The organism is Yinghuangia aomiensis (assembly GCF_039542225.1).
GTDB lineage: Bacteria > Actinomycetota > Actinomycetes > Streptomycetales > Streptomycetaceae > Yinghuangia > Yinghuangia aomiensis.
Genome location: NZ_BAABHS010000003.1, coordinates 330,812 through 346,672 on the forward strand (window position 1 = coordinate 330,812; position 15,861 = coordinate 346,672).

Genomic DNA, 15,861 nt, shown 5'->3' on the forward strand with positions numbered 1-15,861 from the left:
CGTCCAATATCCAGGCCAGGTAGCTCAGTTGGTACGAGCGTCCGACTGAAAATCGGAAGGTCGGCGGTTCGACCCCGCCCCTGGCCACTCGGTTAGAAGCTCGAAGTACCCCCGCTGAACTGCGGATAAGCCCCGAAGTCGATCACCTTCGACTGCGGGGCTTCTTTGTTGTTGGGGGCTGGTGTGCCCGTGGTGTGCCCGGGCGGGGTGGTGCGCCCGCGGGGGACGAGCCGGGCCGCGTTCTCGGCTGCGGCGCGAGCCACCTCGGGGAGAACGCTCGTGTACGTGTCGGCGGTCAGCACGATCGTGGCGTGGCCGAGGGTGTCCTGCACCACTTTCATGTCCGCGCCGCCGGCGAGCATCAGCGTGGCGGCTCCGTGACGTAGGTCATGCAGCCGGATCGGCGGCAGGCCCGAGTCGACGACGAGCTTCTCGAATCGCTCGGAGACCCAGCCTGGGTGGAGCCAGGAACCGTCTTCTTTCGCGAAGAGGCGGCCGGTGTCCTCCCAGGCGCCGCCCCACTTGAGACGCTCCTTTGACTGCCGGGCGAGATGCGATCGGCAGACTGAGACGCTCTCGGCGTCGAGGGCGATCGTTCGGATGCCGCTGTCGCTCTTTGGATCGCTCTCGACGACGGTCCAGCCGTCGACGATGAGCTGCTTGGCGACCGACAAGGTCCTGGCGTCCATGTCGAGGTCGCCCTTGCGGATGCCGCAGGCCTCGCCGCGTCGCAGGCCGCGGAACGCGATGAGGTGCCAGAGGGCGTACAGCCGGTCCTCGGCGACGAAGTCGAGGAACTGGCCGGTCTGTTCCGGGGTCCAGACCATCACTGGCGAGGGCCGCTCGCCTGTCGCTCGCCACCGGTCGACATGCGCTGCGGTCCACAGCACCGGCTTCGGGCGCTTGGCTGGGTCCATCTCGACGTGGGCCGCCGGGTTGAACGTGATGATTTGCTGGGCGATGGCCGCGTTGAGCGCCCCCCGAAGCGTCGCCCGTATCCGCTGACGGGTAGTCGGATTCACCACCCGCTCGAACGGCGGCATGGCCGCGATCCGCGCCTTGAGCGCCTTGCGGCGGGACCGAGCGTCCGCGCCCTTCCACGGGATCTCCTCCAACTCCGCGACGGCCTGACGGCGCAGGAGGTTGTTCGCGACGATCTCCTCGTTGCGGTCGGCGATGGCCTGGAACATCTCCGAGAGGTGCTTGACCCGCAGGCGGTCGAGCCGGACGTGGCCGATCCGGGGCTTGAGGTGCTTCCGGATGTCGATCTCGTAGTTCTTGAGCGTCGCGGCCGAGCCCTTCTTGCCCGCGATCCACTCGTCGAGCCATTCGCCGACGGTGCTGCGGCGGGTGATGTCGGCACCGGCCCGGAAGCGGCGCGTCGTCTCCTCCAGGTCCGGCAACTCCGAGCCCTCGGCCGAGATTCGCTCAAGCAGGTCGCCGGTTGCGCGGCGGCCTTCTTCGTCGTCGGCGTCGGGGATCGCGAGCAGCGCGCGGACATGGTCCAGCACGGCCTGCGCCTTGGGGCCCGTGTCGAAGCCTTGGCGGCGGAACTGGCGCCGGTTCCCTTCCGCGTCGGCCGGCAGCTCCTGGCGGACTGCCCAACGGCCGTGGCCTCGCTGCCCGAGTTTCGGGCAGGCGGAGCCGAATTTCTGCCCGGTCTCGGGATTACGGCAGCCGCAGCGACGGGTGGTAGAGCCTTTCACGTACGCCCTTTCGTTCGGGGAAAACACCGGCGAATTGCCGGAGGGCGTTGTTCTTAGCATCGTTTCCGAGGGGCAGCAAATGGCCGTGGATTTCCCGGGACGGGGCGGACTCGTACGGACAACGAAGCATCCCCCGGCACATGTGGAGCGGTGGCTTCACCGTCGAACTGGGCGCCTGGGCGATCATGAGGCGGTCATTGCGGCGAGTGGGGGAGCGGCGTGCTGTCTTCGCAGGCCAGTGCGCTCTGGTGGCGTAGCTACGTGATGACAGGCTGGCTGCGCCGGTGCGTCACAGGGAGCGGTTGGCGTGCAGCTCATCGTCCACGCCCCGTGGCCCGCGACCCCGTGTCGCGACCATGCCGCGGTCGTGTGTCGGTCTGGCCGCACGGCTTCATGGCGAATTCCCGATGTGGGCTGTCTACCATTTCCCGGCGTTCGAAATGTGATCGTCGTCACACCGAAATCGTGAAACCTTTTCGCGGCCCCGAACGATCAATTCCGTGGATCGGTTTCCGAGGCCGCAAACCCCGGGCGCCTTTCCTCCGCCGTATTACCGCCTACGTCCTGTCCCCTGCCTCCGGAGATGCGCTTGACCATCCGTCCCGCCGACCTTGCCGGCCCTCGCCACCTTCCCCAGTCCGCGGCCGAGCCTGGCGCCTGGCCCGAAAGCCGCGCCGGACTGACTCCTCAGGCCGAGGCCGCCCCCTCGCCAGGGCAGGGCATGTCATGGGAAGAACTTCGGTCATTGCCGACCGTGGTGAAGCTGGACGTCGCGAACCGGGCATTCGGGTTGTCTCGCAGCAAGGGCTATGAACTCGCGAAGCTGGACGACTACCCGTGTCGGGTTCTGCGGGTGGGGCGCGCTTACCGGGTGGTGACCGCGGACATGGTCCGCATCCTGAGCGCCGCCGACGCCGTGCCAATGGCGCCCAGCGGCGGTGCCGCGGGCGCATCTCCGCGCCCCCTCGACGGCCGGAAGCCGGGGCTTCGCGCCGCCTGATCCTGTGTCAGTACCCCTCGCCAGACAGTCCGTTGGACTTGTGCGAGGGGTGCTCGTAGTGTCCGGGTTGCCGCGCCACCAAGGCGCGGCGACCCCCTCTGACATGCGAAAACCCTCGGCGCGCGAACGCCGAGGGTTGCACACACCTGCGTGGCCATCGCCCTGGAAAGCCTCGGGCCACGGGATCAGGAGATCTCCATGCACCCTACGCGCTCACGCGCGCTCATCGCATCTCCGCATCTCGCCGCATCCGGCTCGCCGTCGGCTGCGAAGGCAGGGCGGTGACCGTGGCACGTATACGCACGATCAAGCCGGAGCTGTTCACCTCCGAGGACCTCGCGTCGGTGTCGCTGACCGCTGAGCGGACGTTCGTCGGCCTGCTGACCCAAGCGGACGACCGGGGCCGGTTCCGCGACCACCCGGCGGTCATCGCCGGCCTGCTGTGGGTCCTGCGGCCCGAGCACACCGCCCTCGGCGTTGAGGACGACCTCGGCCAGCTCGCCGCCGCCGGGGTGATCTGCCGGTACACCGGCTGCGACGGCAAGCCCTACCTCCACATCACCGGCTGGGACCGCCACCAGAAGATCGACCGGCCCAGTACTTCCCGGATCCCGGCCTGCCCCTCGCACCCCACCCCGAGCGGCTGCACGGTCTGCAAGAACACCTGCACCCGCACGACCCCGCACACCACCATCCAGGCCGCGCCGACCCCGGCGCCACACCTGGCCTCACCTCCGGCCGGGAACTCGGACGAAGTCGCGACGAGCCCTCACCGAGCATTCGTCGAAGACTCGTCGAGGACTCACCGAGGGTTCGACGAGAGGTCAGCGAATCCTCGTCGAACCCTCGACGAGGACACCGCGAACCTCGACGGAACGGTCATATCCGCAGGCCAAAGGGCATTCGTCGAGGATTCGTCGAATCCTCGACGAGGGCTCGGTGAACCCTCGACGAGCCCTCGACGTCCGGATCTAGGACCTAGGACCATGGACCTAGGAAAGGGATCAGTGCCTCCGGCGGGGCGCGAAGCGCCCGCACCACGCACCACTTGCGCGACGGTCGCCGAGAACCGAACACCCGCATCGGCACAGGACCTGGTCGCCAAGTACGTGCGGCTGCACGCCCACCGCCCGCCCGAGCGGGTGCTCGGCCAGGTCGGCCGGGAAGTCCGCGCCCTGCTCGACGAGGGCATCGACCCGGCTCACATCGCCGTCGGCCTCGCGCGCCTCGCCGAGCGCAGTCTGCACCCCAGCACGCTGGCCAGCGCGGTCAACGAGGCGATGAACGCCAGCCCGCCTGGCACGGTCTCCCCGGCCGGGGCAGTCGGGTATCGCGGGTGGACCAACCCGGCGGACGTCCAGGCCGCGTACGGCGGTGACTTGTGAGCACCACCGCGACCGCCGCCAGGGCCGGTGCGGGCCCTCTGCCAGTCGGCAAAGGGCTGGCCGGGCGCATGCAGCGGCTCCTCACCGCACGCGGCATCGACCCCGCCACCACACACGATCCCGAGCCAGGCGCGCCAAACCGGGGACGTATTGAACGACGCGCTCGCGCTCGCCGACGCCCGGATCCCACCCCGGTTCCGCGGTGCGGTCGCCGACCACCCCGATGTGACCGCCTGGGTCGACCGCGTCAGCGTGGAAGCCACCCGCGGGCCGGGAGGCCGCCTGGGCGTCGCCACCGGGCCGTCGCTTCTGATCGCCGGCCCCACCGGCACTGGCAAGACCCACCAGGCCTACGGCGCGCTCCGCAGCCTGCTGCTCGCCGGAGTCCGGCTCGGCTGGCAGGCGACGACCGCCGCTGACCTGCACGCCAGCCTGCGTCCCCGTGCGGGGCACGACACCGAGGGCGAACTGCGCCGGATCGCGCGGACGCCGCTGCTGATCCTCGACGACCTCGGCGCCGCGAAACCGTCGGAGTGGACGGAGGAGCTGACGTACCGGCTGGTCAACCACCGCTACGAACACCTGCTCCCCACCCTGTTCACCACCAACCTGCCCATCGCGCGGATCCGCGAGACCCTCGGCGACCGCATCACCTCCCGCCTTGCGGAGATGACCCAGCGCGCCATCCTCGACGGCCCCGACCGCCGCCGCACCACCTAACCGGGCCCGCAGGCCCACGACCGGGCGCCGCGCCACCCCGGAGCGCGGCGCCCCAGCCTGCCCTGCCTCCGCGCCCCCACGCCCCTTGCTCGAAGGAACAGCCGCTCCATGCCTTCACGTTCCACCACGGCGCCGGACAGCGGCTCCGCGCGTCTGGACCGCGCCGCCGTCGCGGGCCTCGGCCTCGCCGGGTTCGTCCTCTCCCTCGACGCCCTGCGGCAGATGGCCGCCGCCGCCCACATCCGCCCGGGCCTGACGTGGCTGTTCCCGCTCATCCTCGACGGGTTCACCGCCTACTCCATCCGCGCCCTGATCGTCCTGCGCAACGCCCCACTCGCAGCACGCGCCTACGTGTGGCTCCTGCTGGCCACCGCCACCGGCGTCAGCATCTGGGCCAACGTCCTGCACGCCGTCCTCCTCAACCAAGCCCCGTTCACCCCCGCGCCAGACACACACAGCGACACCCGCCCGGACCTGGAACTCGGCAGCGACACCGTCGGCGTCCTCGCCGCCTGCGCACCACTCGCCCTGGCCGCCGCCGCCCACCTCCACACCCTCATCACCCGCCACACCAAAGCAACCACCACGACCGCACCTGCCCCGGATGCATCCACCCGGCCTCCGCAGACCACGCGCGGACCCCTCGCCCGGGGGTACGAAGAACTGCAAGACGCCGCCCGCGACCACGAGCCGACCTCGGACGGCACCCCGGCTACCGAGCCCACCGGAACCGTGCTGGTCGCGCAGGACACCGCCGTGCCGAACGGAAGTCCCGACCGTGATCCGGACGTCGCGGTGCCTGGCCAGCCCGTGTCTGCGACGACCGAGATCCGTACAGCGGACGGCCCCGATCCCGCTAATCCGCACAGCACGCACACAAAACCGCACACCCAACCGCTGGCCGATCCGTACAGCAACCCGCCCACCACACCCGAAACGGAGGCTGCCGCCCGCCCCGAAACCGAACCCGGGACGGAACACGGCATGGGTCAGCGTGCGGAATCCACCGCCGCGGCAACGCGGCCAGCCGCGCGCCGGGGCCGGCCGCCGGGTGCGGACCTGGACACGCTCACCGCGATCGGCCGCGCCGCCACCCTCGACCAAGGCAAACCCGTCACCCGCGACACCGTCGAACAAGCCATCCGCGACCAGAACCTGCCCATCAGCGGCGCCCGCCTCGCCGACATCGTCCGCCGCCTCAAAACCCCCACACCCGATACCACCGCCGAGACCCACAGCGACAACGAAGGCGTAATCGAGAGCGGCAACGGCTCCGCCGCGCCGTCCGCGGCCTGACCCTGCCACCACACCCGCGTCGTGCTGCCGCCCTCTCACACGGCGGCAGCCCCGCTAACCCTCCCCATCCACATCACTCCAGGAAGCCCGTGCCCGACCCCACCACGCCCCGCACCACCAACCCCCAAACCCGATTCGTCACTCCCACGTCTCCGCCAGTCGCGGCGACCCGCCCGACCGTGTCGGCGGCCGACGTTCCCGAGGCGAACCCCGTTGCCGGCTACGCGGGTTCGACCTCCACGGGGGGAGCAAGGTGGTCGCTTGGAGGCCCCAAAGGGACCTCCGTCGCGAAGCCCGCCCAGCAGGGCGAGAAGCGGCGTGACGGGGCGCCGCAGGAAGGGGGTGGCATTGCGCCGGCCGAGCCGACACACGCGATCCACAACCTTCCCGTGCACCCGCCGACCGATCCCCACACCGTCCACGCCGAGCCCACGAGCACCGAAACCGCCCCGTCCGCCCCGACCGTCGAGCCCGCTGTGCCGATCGTGTCGCCGCGTGTGCGCCGCCGTGCCTCGGCCACGCCGAACGCCCCGGGCGGCGCCTCCAAGCGCGGCAGGCGCCCACGCCGCCGCTCCACCCCCGGCACCGGCGGCAGTAACCAGCGCAATCCCACCCTGAAGTTCCGCGTGCACCCGGACGAGAAGCAGTACTTCGAGGACGCCGCCGCCCGCGACGGCTACGACAGCACCGCCGCGTGGCTGGAGCGCGCCGCCCACGCCGCCGCCGAGCAGACCGAACCCGGCCGCGACGACCAACTCGACGAGCTGATCAACGCCGTCGTAAACACGCACGACGCCTTGCGCCGGATCGGGCACAACATGAACCAAGTCGCCCGCGCCTGGAACACCCTTGCGTCCGGCGCGGACATTCCGGCGGATCCACTTACCGCACAGCACCACACCACCCTCGCCGAGCTCGGCCCGCTGCTCCGCACCACCGACCGCGCGCTCGCCGCAGTGCTGGACCACCTCGCACCGCATTCCGCACACCCCGCCACCCGCATTTCCGCTCAGCCGTCCGCCGCACCGTCCGGCGGGCGGAATCCCGGTCAGCCCCCGGCGGATTCGCCGCGTACCGATGACGGCAGGGGTGCCTGATGCGGCCTCAGGTCCACCAGCAGCGCAACCGAACGATCGGTCTGTTGTCCTACCTCTATGGTCCCGGCCGCCGGGGCGAGCACGCCGACCCGCACCTGGTCGCGTCTTGGGACGGCTTCGCCCCCGACCCCGGCCGCGACCCGAACGCCACCTTGAAGGAGTTGGCCGATCTGCTCGACCTGCCGGTCCGCCGGGCCGGTGACAAGGCCCCGTCCAAGCACGTGTGGCACATGTCCGTCCGCCTGGCCCCCGAAGACCGCGCCCTCACCGAAACCGAGTGGGGCGAGGTCGCCCGACGTCTGATGCGCGCGACCGGGATCGACCCCGGCCCAGACTCCGAGGAGCCGTTCTGCCGATGGGTCGCCGTCCGCCACGACGACAACCACATCCACTTCGCCGCCACCCTCGCCCGCTCCGACGGCGAGGCGTACCACCCCTTCCACGAAGGCAAAGCCGCGCAGAAGGAAGCCCGCAGAATCGAACGCGACCTTGGGTTGCGCCGCCTCGACAAACGCGACCGCACCGCGGCCCGACCGCCGAGCAAGGCCGAGCAGTTCAAAGCCGAACGCACCGGCCGCCTACCGCGCAAACGGCTCCAGACCCTGGTACGGACCGCCGCCGCATACGCCGCCGACCCCGACGACTTCCTCACCCTGCTCGGCCACGTCGGCGTACTCGCCCGCCCCAACCGCGACACAAACGGCACCATCCGTGGCTGCGCGTTCGCGCTCGCCGACGACCGCAACGCGGCCGGCGAACCCGTCTGGTTCGGCGGACGCACCCTCGCCCCCGACCTGTCCTGGCCCAACCTCCACGCCCAACTCACGAGTGTCGGAACCGCCGAACCGCTCGCCGGCGACGACAGCACCGGCAGCACAGGCACCTCCTCCAGCACCGATCAGAGGTGGCCCGACCTGGCCGCGACCGACCCATGGGACTGCGCGTCCGCCCACCTCGACCGCATCGCCGCCCTCCTGAATGACCCCACCCGCGCGGAGAACCACAAGGCCGATCAGGACGCCCGCGGCACCCGAGCATCCCGGGCAACCGCTACCTGTGACGCCGCGCTGCCGGACGAGGTGGCGGCAGCGCACCGCGCCGCGGTCGGCCAACTCCTCAGCGTCCTCCCCGGCGCGCTCCACGGCCACCCGATGCCGCTCCAGACGCGCCAAGACCTGCGCGACGCCGCAGACGCGTTCGCGCACGCAGCCCGCACCACCGGCCGCACCGCCCACGCCCACAGCCACGCCGCCCGGCAGACGTTCCGCGCCCTCACCGACACCCTGCTGACCAACCGCACCAACGGCGCGGAAGTCGTCGGCGACCTCATCGCCACCGCCCTCCTCGCCGTCATCGCTGTCACACGCTGGCACCAAGCCAACAAACACGAAGCCCAAGCCCGCGCCGCCGCCCAAGCCGCCGCACATCTCCGGGCCGCCTACCGGGTAACTGCCCCGAAGCCGCTACAGCAACTCACCGCCGAGCACACACCCGACCCGCGGCTCGCCACCCTGTACGCACAGGTGACACACCGAATCCTGGCCACACGCACCGACCAGGCCACCACCTCAGCCATCCTCAGCGACCCCGCCATGGCCGCCCTGACCGCCGCGATCCACCGCGGCACCAACAACAACCACAACCCGCTCGTCCTCGTCGACCAGGCCGTCACCAGCCGCGAACTCGCCACCGCCGACAACCCCGCCGAAGTCCTCACCTGGCGCATCCACCGCCTCGCCCGCACCACCCCCGCCACCGCACGCCGCGGCAACAACCCCGACGGCCGCCGCACCGGCAAACCCACCACCACGACCCGCACCGGAACCCGACGACCCACACCCCCGCCCACGGCGAACCCGAATACCCGCCGGACACGCTGACCGATCACACCAACCAGGCACCGCCGAAGCTCCGGTCCCGTGGGACACGGACCTGTGCCCTACGGGACCAGTCCGCGAGTTCTGCCCCGCAGGCCTCCGATCAGCCCCGTTCAGCGTCTGAACGCGCGGCACGTTCAGTTTCTGAACGCGCCCGGCGTTCAGAAACTGAACACAAGGCACGTCCCGCCGCATCACAGCCGCCACCACCAAGCGCCGTCAGATTTTCGCTCGCTGAACGTCTTGCCTCTTCACCCGAAAGAACACGGGCTGCCTTCCCCGAACGCCAACCCGGCCCCTTCCTACGCGCAGCCGGGCCCTCGATCGGCCCGATCCCACCGCGATGTTCACGCGGTGAACGCCGACCCCGTTCACCCGGTGAACGCACGCCCCACTCACGCAGTGAACGCCACCGTGCAGTCGCCCCTCGACACCCGCCAGTCCTTTGCTGAGACTTGAGTCCCCAGGGGTGCTGACCTTCCCCACTCGGTGGACGGAGGACAAGGGCACGAATTCGTCCTCCAGTTGATCCGGGGAACCACTGCACGACCTGGGTCGTCTCCGAGTTGAAGATCACGAAGGGGGACGGGCATGGGCATGCTTCTGCCGGAACTCGCACACTTGGTCGTGAGGGTCGTGGGCCGCACGGTGGGGCTGCGGGTCTTGGTGCGTGCGCAGGTTGGCAAGTAGGAACCGCTTGCGGCCAGCCGGTGTCACGGGCCGCGCGGATCATGGGGGGGCGCGGTCGCGATGTTCACGAAGTGAACGTCGCCACCATTCACTCGGTGAACAAGCGCCCGTTCACTAAGTGAACGGGCCTGATCGGCGACTCGGTAACCGTCAAGTCGCACCTGCTGATCACGCTGGGGACGGGCGCAGTCAGTGCTCCTGACACCCCTCGTCCCCGCAGAGCAAGGCTGCCAGCGCCTGTAGATTCGCTCCATGGGCGAAGCGGTCGATCTACGGCGAGTCGACGTCGACGCTGTTTTGGACCGGGTGAGTCGGGCTCTCGGTTTGCAGTTCGACCCCAGAAGTGTGGTTCGTAAGCGCCGCTCAATCGGGTTCGCCAGTGACCGGACGACCTGGGTCCGTATTGAGCGGCGGCCAGATGCCCGCATCGACGGCCAAGGGTGGGGCGTCGAGACCGCAGCCGCAATCACGGGTGTCGCGATGCCGACGTGGCGGGCGAGTACTTCCTGGCGTGGCGCTGACGGTGCGATGTGGCACGCGGACGAGTGTGATCTCGTTCCGGGTTCTCCGGTGAAACGTGGTGGCCGACTCCTAACAGACCCTGGGCTGTCCGAGGAGTGGTGGAGCGTCTTCGGCGCGTCCATGGATGCGTTGCGCGTGCAGCCCACCACCAGGGTCGCGACGCCCGACACGGTGAGGGTCAACCAGGATCATGTGTCCGAGACGATCGCTCGCGCGTTCCCGGAGGCCGGTGACACGTCGGTGCGGACGTGGCGTGCGGCCCATGCGGATCTGAACTGGGCGAACATCGCCGGGCCGGCCTGCATGATTTTCGACTGGGAAGACTGGGGCTTGGCACCCGAAGGGCTGGACGCGGCAACGCTGTGGGGGGAATCGCTTGCGGTGCCGTCGTTGGCCGCACGCGTGTGGGCGGAGCGTCGGGAGGATCTGGAGAGCCATGACGGCCGTGTGATGCGGCTGTTCACCCTCGCCAAGGTCATCGCCTACGGTTCGGATGACGATCCCCTCTACGGCCCCGCCCGGCACGCGGCGGCGTCAATCCTCGCTGTCCGGTAGGGGCCGACTTCGCATTCGCGCGCGGAGCGCGTCCCGGTAGTCGGCCAGGCGTTCTGTGTCTGGTGTGGTTTTCAGGGTCGCCACCAGGTCCCGGATGTGCTCAGGATCGTCCGACCCTACGGCGACCGCCGCGACGTCCGGCAGGCCGTAGGCGACGCGGAAGGCCGCGGCGAGTCGGGTGTGACCGTTGCCGTGGCGCAGGAACTGCCTAGGGTCGATCTGCTCCCAGACCCGAGCGTCGGGGAGGCGCCGGAACGGGCTCATGCCCCAACGGTGGTCGGCGTCGACGGCCCACCGGTCCATGAGCAGGTCCGAGGCATCGAGGACGCCGATCGGGACGAGCAAGCCGGCCGGGACCATCAACAACGGCGGGACCGGTCCGATGAGGTCGCCCAGCTCGACCAGGGGCCGCGGGTCCCACGACGTCACGCCCCAGGTGCTGCACAGCCCGTCCGAAGCTGCGTCCTGCAAGGCGGCGCACGCGGCGGCGAAGTTCAGCCTTGTGCGCTCTTCTTCCGGCTTCCGGAGGGACTGTTCCGGGTTGTGCAGGAGGATCACGGTGGGTTCGCGGCCGAGGTCCCGGACGGATTCCTCGATGGTCTTGCGCAGCGCCGCCGGGTCCAAGGTGTGTCGGCCCCGAGGCAGGAACCCGACCTTGGTGGACAGGGTGGTGAATCGGGGGAGCAGGTCCGATGCCCTGGCTGCGAGGGTGGCATGTGAGGTGAAGTCGCCGTAGCTGTGGGCCGTGTCGAGGCTGGTGATCCCCGCGTCTAGGGCTGCTTCGAAGGTGTGGCGTTGGTGACGAGACCGGTGTAGCCCGAGGACAACTCGGGGGTCAGCGTGGAGCACATGCCCTCCTCGACGAGCAGCTTGGCCAGGCCCTGCGTCAGGCCGTCGACATCGCTGAGCTGGACAGGGTGACCACTCAAGAGCAGTCGGACGGATTCCTCCGCGGCAGCGGCCAGGGAAATCCGTTTCCCGGCGGCAGCGGCCTCGACCTGGCCGTTGCGGACCTGGACGTGAGGCCGGCCTGGGGTCGTACACACCACCGCGTCCAGCGGCCCGAGCATCGGCAGGTAGGGGACCTGCCGGGCCGCGACGGTGTCCACCATGTACCGATCCAGGTAGCCCGCCGGGGTACGTTCGGCAGCCAACTCCGCCGCAGACTTGATGAGTTCCTGCGTCTGCTGCGCTTGTTCGGCGGACGCGCCGCGGATCAGATTGCGGCGGAACACCTCGTCGTCGCGGCACCATTCGGCCAGAGACTCCATCCAGGACGCGCCGGTGCGGCGCGTGATGCCAATGGTCATGTGGAAGCTGAGGCCGTTGTTCCCGCAGCCGTCGCGGGTCGCCCGGTGCCAGCAGCCGCGGGGGATGTGCATGACGTCGCCCTCGGACAGCACGCCTTCCCACAGCACGTCTTCGCTCGGCTGGTCGTTGCGTCCCACGTCCCGGAACATCGGGTCGCGGCGGGATTGGCCGCGGACCTCCCAGCACTTCTCCCCGGCAAGCTGGACGACGATGACCTCGTGGTCGTCCCAATGCAGGCCGAAGCCCTGCGCTTCGGCCGTGGTGAGGTACAGGTTGACCTGGGCGCGTTCGTCGGTCCACCACTGAACCGCGCGGCACATGACTTCAAGGGTCGGGTCGAATACGTCGGTTCCGTCGAGGACCAGCGTGGCGCCCTGGGTCAGCAGCGCGCCGAGATAGCGCATGTTGACCATGCTGATGTTCTGTCCTCGCCGCGTGCCCGCAGGGGACAGGTACTCCCTGGGGTGCAGCTCGGTGCCGGCGCGGAACATGCGCACCTGCGGGTTGCCGAGACTGCGGCGCATCACCAGCTCCAGGAGCCGGGTCGGCGTCAGGATGCGCGGCAGCAGGGACTCGTCGGTGATGGTGCCGCGGACGAACTCTCGGCCGAGCGGGTCGGGCCCGGTCCACCCGAATGCGTCCTCGATCGCCTCGATCAGGCGGTGTCGCATGGTGTGCCTCCCTCGTCGGTGGGGGTCATGCGTGGGCAAGGCCGCGCGGTTTCCCGCGCGGCCTCGTTAGCCCTGTTGTGCCCGGTCCCTGGTCACTCGGGGTGGTTGAGTCCGTCGCCGTCGGGCTGGGTGTCGCCGGTCGCGTCGGCCGGCGGGTCCGACATGTGGGCGTCGGTGCGGTCGTGGACGCTGCCCAGCGTCTCGACCGTGACGGTCCACGCCTGGTGGGCCTCGCCGGGGATCACGTCCGTGCGGGTGTCCTTCATTCCGGTTGCTCCTTCCTGGCAGTGCGCTATGACGGGCTCGCAGTCGTTCGAGCCCAATGGGTGGTGCTGTGCCGTCGCATGAACCCAATTGGTGCGGCGGCGCACGGCTCCGGACCACGTTCGTTCCTTTCGGTCTTGGCGGCCCCGCCCGATCCCCCACGGGGGGAGGGGACCAGGCGGGGCGTTTGGCGGGAGCGGAGCCGGGCCGGTCCGAGGTATGGCCGACCGGGGCTACGCCTCGTGACTCCCCTGCAAATCAACTCCGCCCCCAGTCATGGGGGGTTACCGCGTCGCCAGTTCCCAGGCGACTTGTGTCACCGCGACGAGCAACAGGCCGGTTAGGAAGAGGGCCTCCCGCCTACCTCCGGGCACCGCGTTGCGGCCAATCCAGGTGGTAGCCACCGCAGCCCGGATAGCCGTCGCACGGCGCCAGGACGGCAATGTCCTCCCAGCGGCGCCCGTCGTTGATTGCCGCCAGTTGCTTCGCGCCCGACTCCGGCGACGGCCAGCGGTGAGCACCGTGCCGCCATCGCCGCGATTGGCGGCAGAGCGAGGAGGCCGGCTCGGCGTCCCGGGGGTCGTGCTCTGTGTCGGCGGGCGCCGCGTCTCGGGAATCACGTGTCATCGGGCTCAGGTCCGGCGGACATGACGTGGAGTTGCGCCCGCTCCGCCACGAACGGCTGCATGGTGTCGTGTTCCTCGCACTGGACGAGGCACAGCTCCCCGCGGCGGACGACGTAGAGGATCACGCCCTCGGGGTACATGCCAGCCTTGACCGGCCGCACCCAAAGCCCCGGCGACGGCTCCAGCGGCACCGAGGGCTTCGGAGACCGCATGGGCACCGATACCTCATGGCCGCCGCCATCCGCGCTACCGACGATCAGACGCGTCACGCCGCATCGCCCATCCACCCGGCACGGTGGACCTTGACGTGGCTCCACTGCGATCCGGGAGTCGGAGTCACCGGCACCTCGGGCGGAACCGCAGACGCTTCGCGTCGGTCCGGCGACACGTCCATCTTCGCCAGGCCGGCTTTGAGTCGCAGCAGAACGCCCGTGTCATCGCCTATCGGGCCGTGCTCAAGGAGCCGACGCGCCTCCTCCATAAGGCTCGGCCCGATGACCTCCTGGATCCCCAATGCGAGGACCGCAGCCTCCAGCGGCGTCATGCGCAGGAACAGGGGGCGAACGTTGTATCCGCCACCCGGCGCCTCGATCGCAGCCTTCGGAAAGCCCAGTTCGACCCCGCGCTTCCGACAGGGAAGTCCGATCAGCTTGTCGGGCTCCAGGAGTTCCACCGTCAAGGCGGGCACGACGCCACTCACTTGCTCACACCTCCTACGCATCAGGGATACGTGCAGACCGGCCACCAGAGAACAGGAGCCGCGCGGATCTCCGACAGCGCCGACGGTTCTTCGCGGTCCGTCGCCAGGTCATCCATCAGGCGTGCTCCCTTCCAGACCGCGTCGAACCGAGCCACCCGCTTGGCGCCTGCGCCCCAGCCAGCGCGGTTAAGCTCGATACCGAGGTATCGCTTGGTCAGTTCGACGCTACGCACAGCGACGCCCGCGGAGGACTGACCGCGAGTACGAGTGCAACTCCTCGGGGGAGGGCGCATGGGTGCACCGGGCACGGCACACGGCCGAGAAACACTGACCGGCAGCAGCCTCGGCAGCAGGAGTGCCCGATTCGGCCTGCTCTCCGGCTTCGTTTTCAAGCTCGCTCGCGAAGGCGCATCGCTGTCCCAAGAACGCCTCGCCGAACATGCCGGCGTCGACAAGGCCACCGTCCAAGGCTGGGAGTCCGGCCGCCGCCCCCTCGCCGCGGTACAGGCCTGGCGGCTGATGGCGCTGCGCAAGACCTTCCTGCGACTCGGCACCAACCCGGCGCTGCTGGCAATGTTTGACGACGCCATGGAAGCCGACGCGGTCATCGGACACGCCCTCACCCAGCGTGCCGACATCAGCAACGTCGATCAGCACCCGCTGGGCAGTTGGGTGTTCACCCGCGCCACCACACACATGATCGCCTGGGCGCTGAACGGCTCCCCTCCGGCAGCGCTCCCCAGGTCGCCCCAGGGGTCCGCCCCGCGGCGTGGCCCCGCGCCGCTGGCTCCTTCCCTCCCGGCCTCCGAGAAGGCCGCCCTGTTCACGCACCTGCGCGAAGCCGCAGCCGTGGCCCAGCGGGCAGGAGAGCACGGAGCCCTACTACGCCGACAAGCTCTGTACCTATGCAGCTACGACGCGGCCGGCGACACCCATGCATGGCTTGCCGACATGCGCGCGGCCCGCCCACGGCGCACCGCGCGCTCCGGGCCGGAATGGGCAGACACACGTTCCGTGGCCACGTCCCTGACCCGCTACGGCGACCGCGACGCCTTGCACGCGTTCATCCTGGCCTGCGCCAACGACGAGGCCAACGAGACAGCCAATCTTGCGTATTGGGCCTACTGGCTGGGCCTCGACCCGCTCCCTCGCGCCGACGACTCCTTCATGGCCGCAAGAACACCCAGCGCCTGGGAAGGAGTGCCGCTGCTGCGGCGCCTTGCAGACCGCCTGGACCCGAGCCTCGGATGCATCGACCTCAACGTCCACTCGGTGTGGGCGCTCCTCGCCCTCCACAAGGGAGTTCTCCTGGCCGACCGGGCTTTGCTCGCCGACCTCGGCGACCGTGTCGACCGCCTGCTCGACTCCAGCACCGTCTCCGCCCGATCACGGCGGGAACTCGAATCGGTGCACTACGTTCTGAAAGCCAGCGCCCGGTGAT

14 protein-coding genes and 1 tRNA gene are annotated in these 15,861 nt (G+C 69.9%); 9 read left to right on the forward strand and 6 right to left on the reverse strand.

Annotated features, from left to right (window positions below; all coding sequences use genetic code 11):
• Positions 1-13 precede the first annotated feature (13 nt).
• Positions 14-87, forward strand: a tRNA-Phe gene (locus ABEA93_RS05925).
• Positions 88-92: 5 nt separating this feature from the next.
• On the opposite strand, the gene ABEA93_RS05930 is transcribed toward ABEA93_RS05925, so the two are convergent.
• The gene (locus tag ABEA93_RS05930; RefSeq protein ID WP_486394013.1) at positions 93-1,706 is read right to left on the reverse strand and encodes a tyrosine-type recombinase/integrase; all 1,614 of its coding nucleotides are present in this window, start codon (positions 1,704-1,706) and stop codon (positions 93-95) included.
• Positions 1,707-2,427: 721 nt separating this feature from the next.
• Between ABEA93_RS05930 and ABEA93_RS05935 the strand changes: the two genes are divergently transcribed.
• From ABEA93_RS05935 to ABEA93_RS05965, 7 genes are all read left to right on the forward strand, one after another.
• The gene (locus tag ABEA93_RS05935) at positions 2,428-2,706 is read left to right on the forward strand and encodes a hypothetical protein (RefSeq protein ID WP_345674297.1); all 279 of its coding nucleotides are present in this window, start codon (positions 2,428-2,430) and stop codon (positions 2,704-2,706) included.
• 287 nt (positions 2,707-2,993) lie between these two features.
• Positions 2,994-4,091, forward strand: coding sequence for a hypothetical protein (locus ABEA93_RS05940; protein ID WP_345674207.1), 1,098 nt, complete (start codon positions 2,994-2,996; stop codon positions 4,089-4,091).
• 150 nt (positions 4,092-4,241) lie between these two features.
• The gene (locus tag ABEA93_RS05945) at positions 4,242-4,811 is read left to right on the forward strand and encodes an ATP-binding protein (RefSeq protein ID WP_425584833.1); all 570 of its coding nucleotides are present in this window, start codon (positions 4,242-4,244) and stop codon (positions 4,809-4,811) included.
• Between the two features lie 108 nt (positions 4,812-4,919).
• Positions 4,920-6,107 (forward strand): DUF2637 domain-containing protein, encoded by a 1,188-nt coding sequence (locus ABEA93_RS05950; protein WP_345674208.1) that lies wholly within the window; start codon positions 4,920-4,922, stop codon positions 6,105-6,107.
• 389 nt (positions 6,108-6,496) lie between these two features.
• On the forward strand, positions 6,497-7,204 hold the full coding sequence (locus ABEA93_RS05955) for a hypothetical protein (protein WP_345674209.1): 708 nt from the start codon (positions 6,497-6,499) through the stop codon (positions 7,202-7,204).
• 44 nt (positions 7,205-7,248) lie between these two features.
• Positions 7,249-9,084, forward strand: a complete 1,836-nt coding sequence (locus ABEA93_RS05960) for a relaxase/mobilization nuclease domain-containing protein (protein WP_345674210.1) — start codon at positions 7,249-7,251, stop codon at positions 9,082-9,084.
• Positions 9,085-10,023: 939 nt separating this feature from the next.
• Positions 10,024-10,848: a hypothetical protein gene (locus tag ABEA93_RS05965; RefSeq protein WP_345674211.1), complete on the forward strand. Its 825-nt coding sequence runs from the start codon at positions 10,024-10,026 to the stop codon at positions 10,846-10,848.
• On the opposite strand, the gene ABEA93_RS05970 is transcribed toward ABEA93_RS05965, so the two are convergent.
• The 5 genes from ABEA93_RS05970 to ABEA93_RS05990 all read right to left on the reverse strand — a co-directional run bounded on the left by ABEA93_RS05970 (position 10,828) and on the right by ABEA93_RS05990 (position 14,420).
• Positions 10,828-11,697: an aldo/keto reductase gene (locus tag ABEA93_RS05970; protein WP_345674212.1), complete on the reverse strand. Its 870-nt coding sequence runs from the start codon at positions 11,695-11,697 to the stop codon at positions 10,828-10,830. The two genes, ABEA93_RS05965 and ABEA93_RS05970, sit on opposite strands and share 21 nt — an antisense overlap.
• A complete protein-coding gene (locus ABEA93_RS05975; RefSeq protein ID WP_345674213.1) occupies positions 11,619-12,830 on the reverse strand; it encodes a JmjC domain-containing protein in 1,212 nt (403 codons plus the stop codon). The genes ABEA93_RS05970 and ABEA93_RS05975 overlap by 79 nt, the downstream gene beginning before the upstream one ends.
• Before the next feature lie 92 nt (positions 12,831-12,922).
• Positions 12,923-13,096, reverse strand: coding sequence for a hypothetical protein (locus ABEA93_RS05980; protein ID WP_345674214.1), 174 nt, complete (start codon positions 13,094-13,096; stop codon positions 12,923-12,925).
• 614 nt (positions 13,097-13,710) lie between these two features.
• A complete protein-coding gene (locus tag ABEA93_RS05985) occupies positions 13,711-13,932 on the reverse strand; it encodes a hypothetical protein (protein WP_345674215.1) in 222 nt (73 codons plus the stop codon).
• A gap of 53 nt (positions 13,933-13,985) precedes the next feature.
• Positions 13,986-14,420 (reverse strand): hypothetical protein, encoded by a 435-nt coding sequence (locus tag ABEA93_RS05990; RefSeq protein ID WP_345674216.1) that lies wholly within the window; start codon positions 14,418-14,420, stop codon positions 13,986-13,988.
• Positions 14,421-14,711: 291 nt separating this feature from the next.
• Between ABEA93_RS05990 and ABEA93_RS05995 the strand changes: the two genes are divergently transcribed.
• The gene (locus ABEA93_RS05995; RefSeq protein ID WP_345674217.1) at positions 14,712-15,860 is read left to right on the forward strand and encodes a helix-turn-helix domain-containing protein; all 1,149 of its coding nucleotides are present in this window, start codon (positions 14,712-14,714) and stop codon (positions 15,858-15,860) included.
• The last annotated feature ends 1 nt before the right edge of the window (position 15,861 follow it).

Excerpts from the sequence above, each read along its gene's own strand:
- ABEA93_RS05965 (WP_345674211.1), top strand. The coding sequence starts at position 10,024 with ATGGGCGAAGCGGTCGATCTACGGCGAGTCGACGTCGACGCTGTTTTG.
- ABEA93_RS05935 (WP_345674297.1), top strand. The coding sequence starts at position 2,428 with ATGTCATGGGAAGAACTTCGGTCATTGCCGACCGTGGTGAAGCTGGAC.
- ABEA93_RS05950 (WP_345674208.1), top strand. The coding sequence starts at position 4,920 with ATGCCTTCACGTTCCACCACGGCGCCGGACAGCGGCTCCGCGCGTCTG.
- ABEA93_RS05980 (WP_345674214.1), bottom strand. The coding sequence starts at position 13,096 with ATGAAGGACACCCGCACGGACGTGATCCCCGGCGAGGCCCACCAGGCG.
- ABEA93_RS05975 (WP_345674213.1), bottom strand. The coding sequence starts at position 12,830 with ATGCGACACCGCCTGATCGAGGCGATCGAGGACGCATTCGGGTGGACC.
- ABEA93_RS05985 (WP_345674215.1), bottom strand. The coding sequence starts at position 13,932 with ATGCGGTCTCCGAAGCCCTCGGTGCCGCTGGAGCCGTCGCCGGGGCTT.
- ABEA93_RS05995 (WP_345674217.1), top strand. The coding sequence starts at position 14,712 with ATGGGTGCACCGGGCACGGCACACGGCCGAGAAACACTGACCGGCAGC.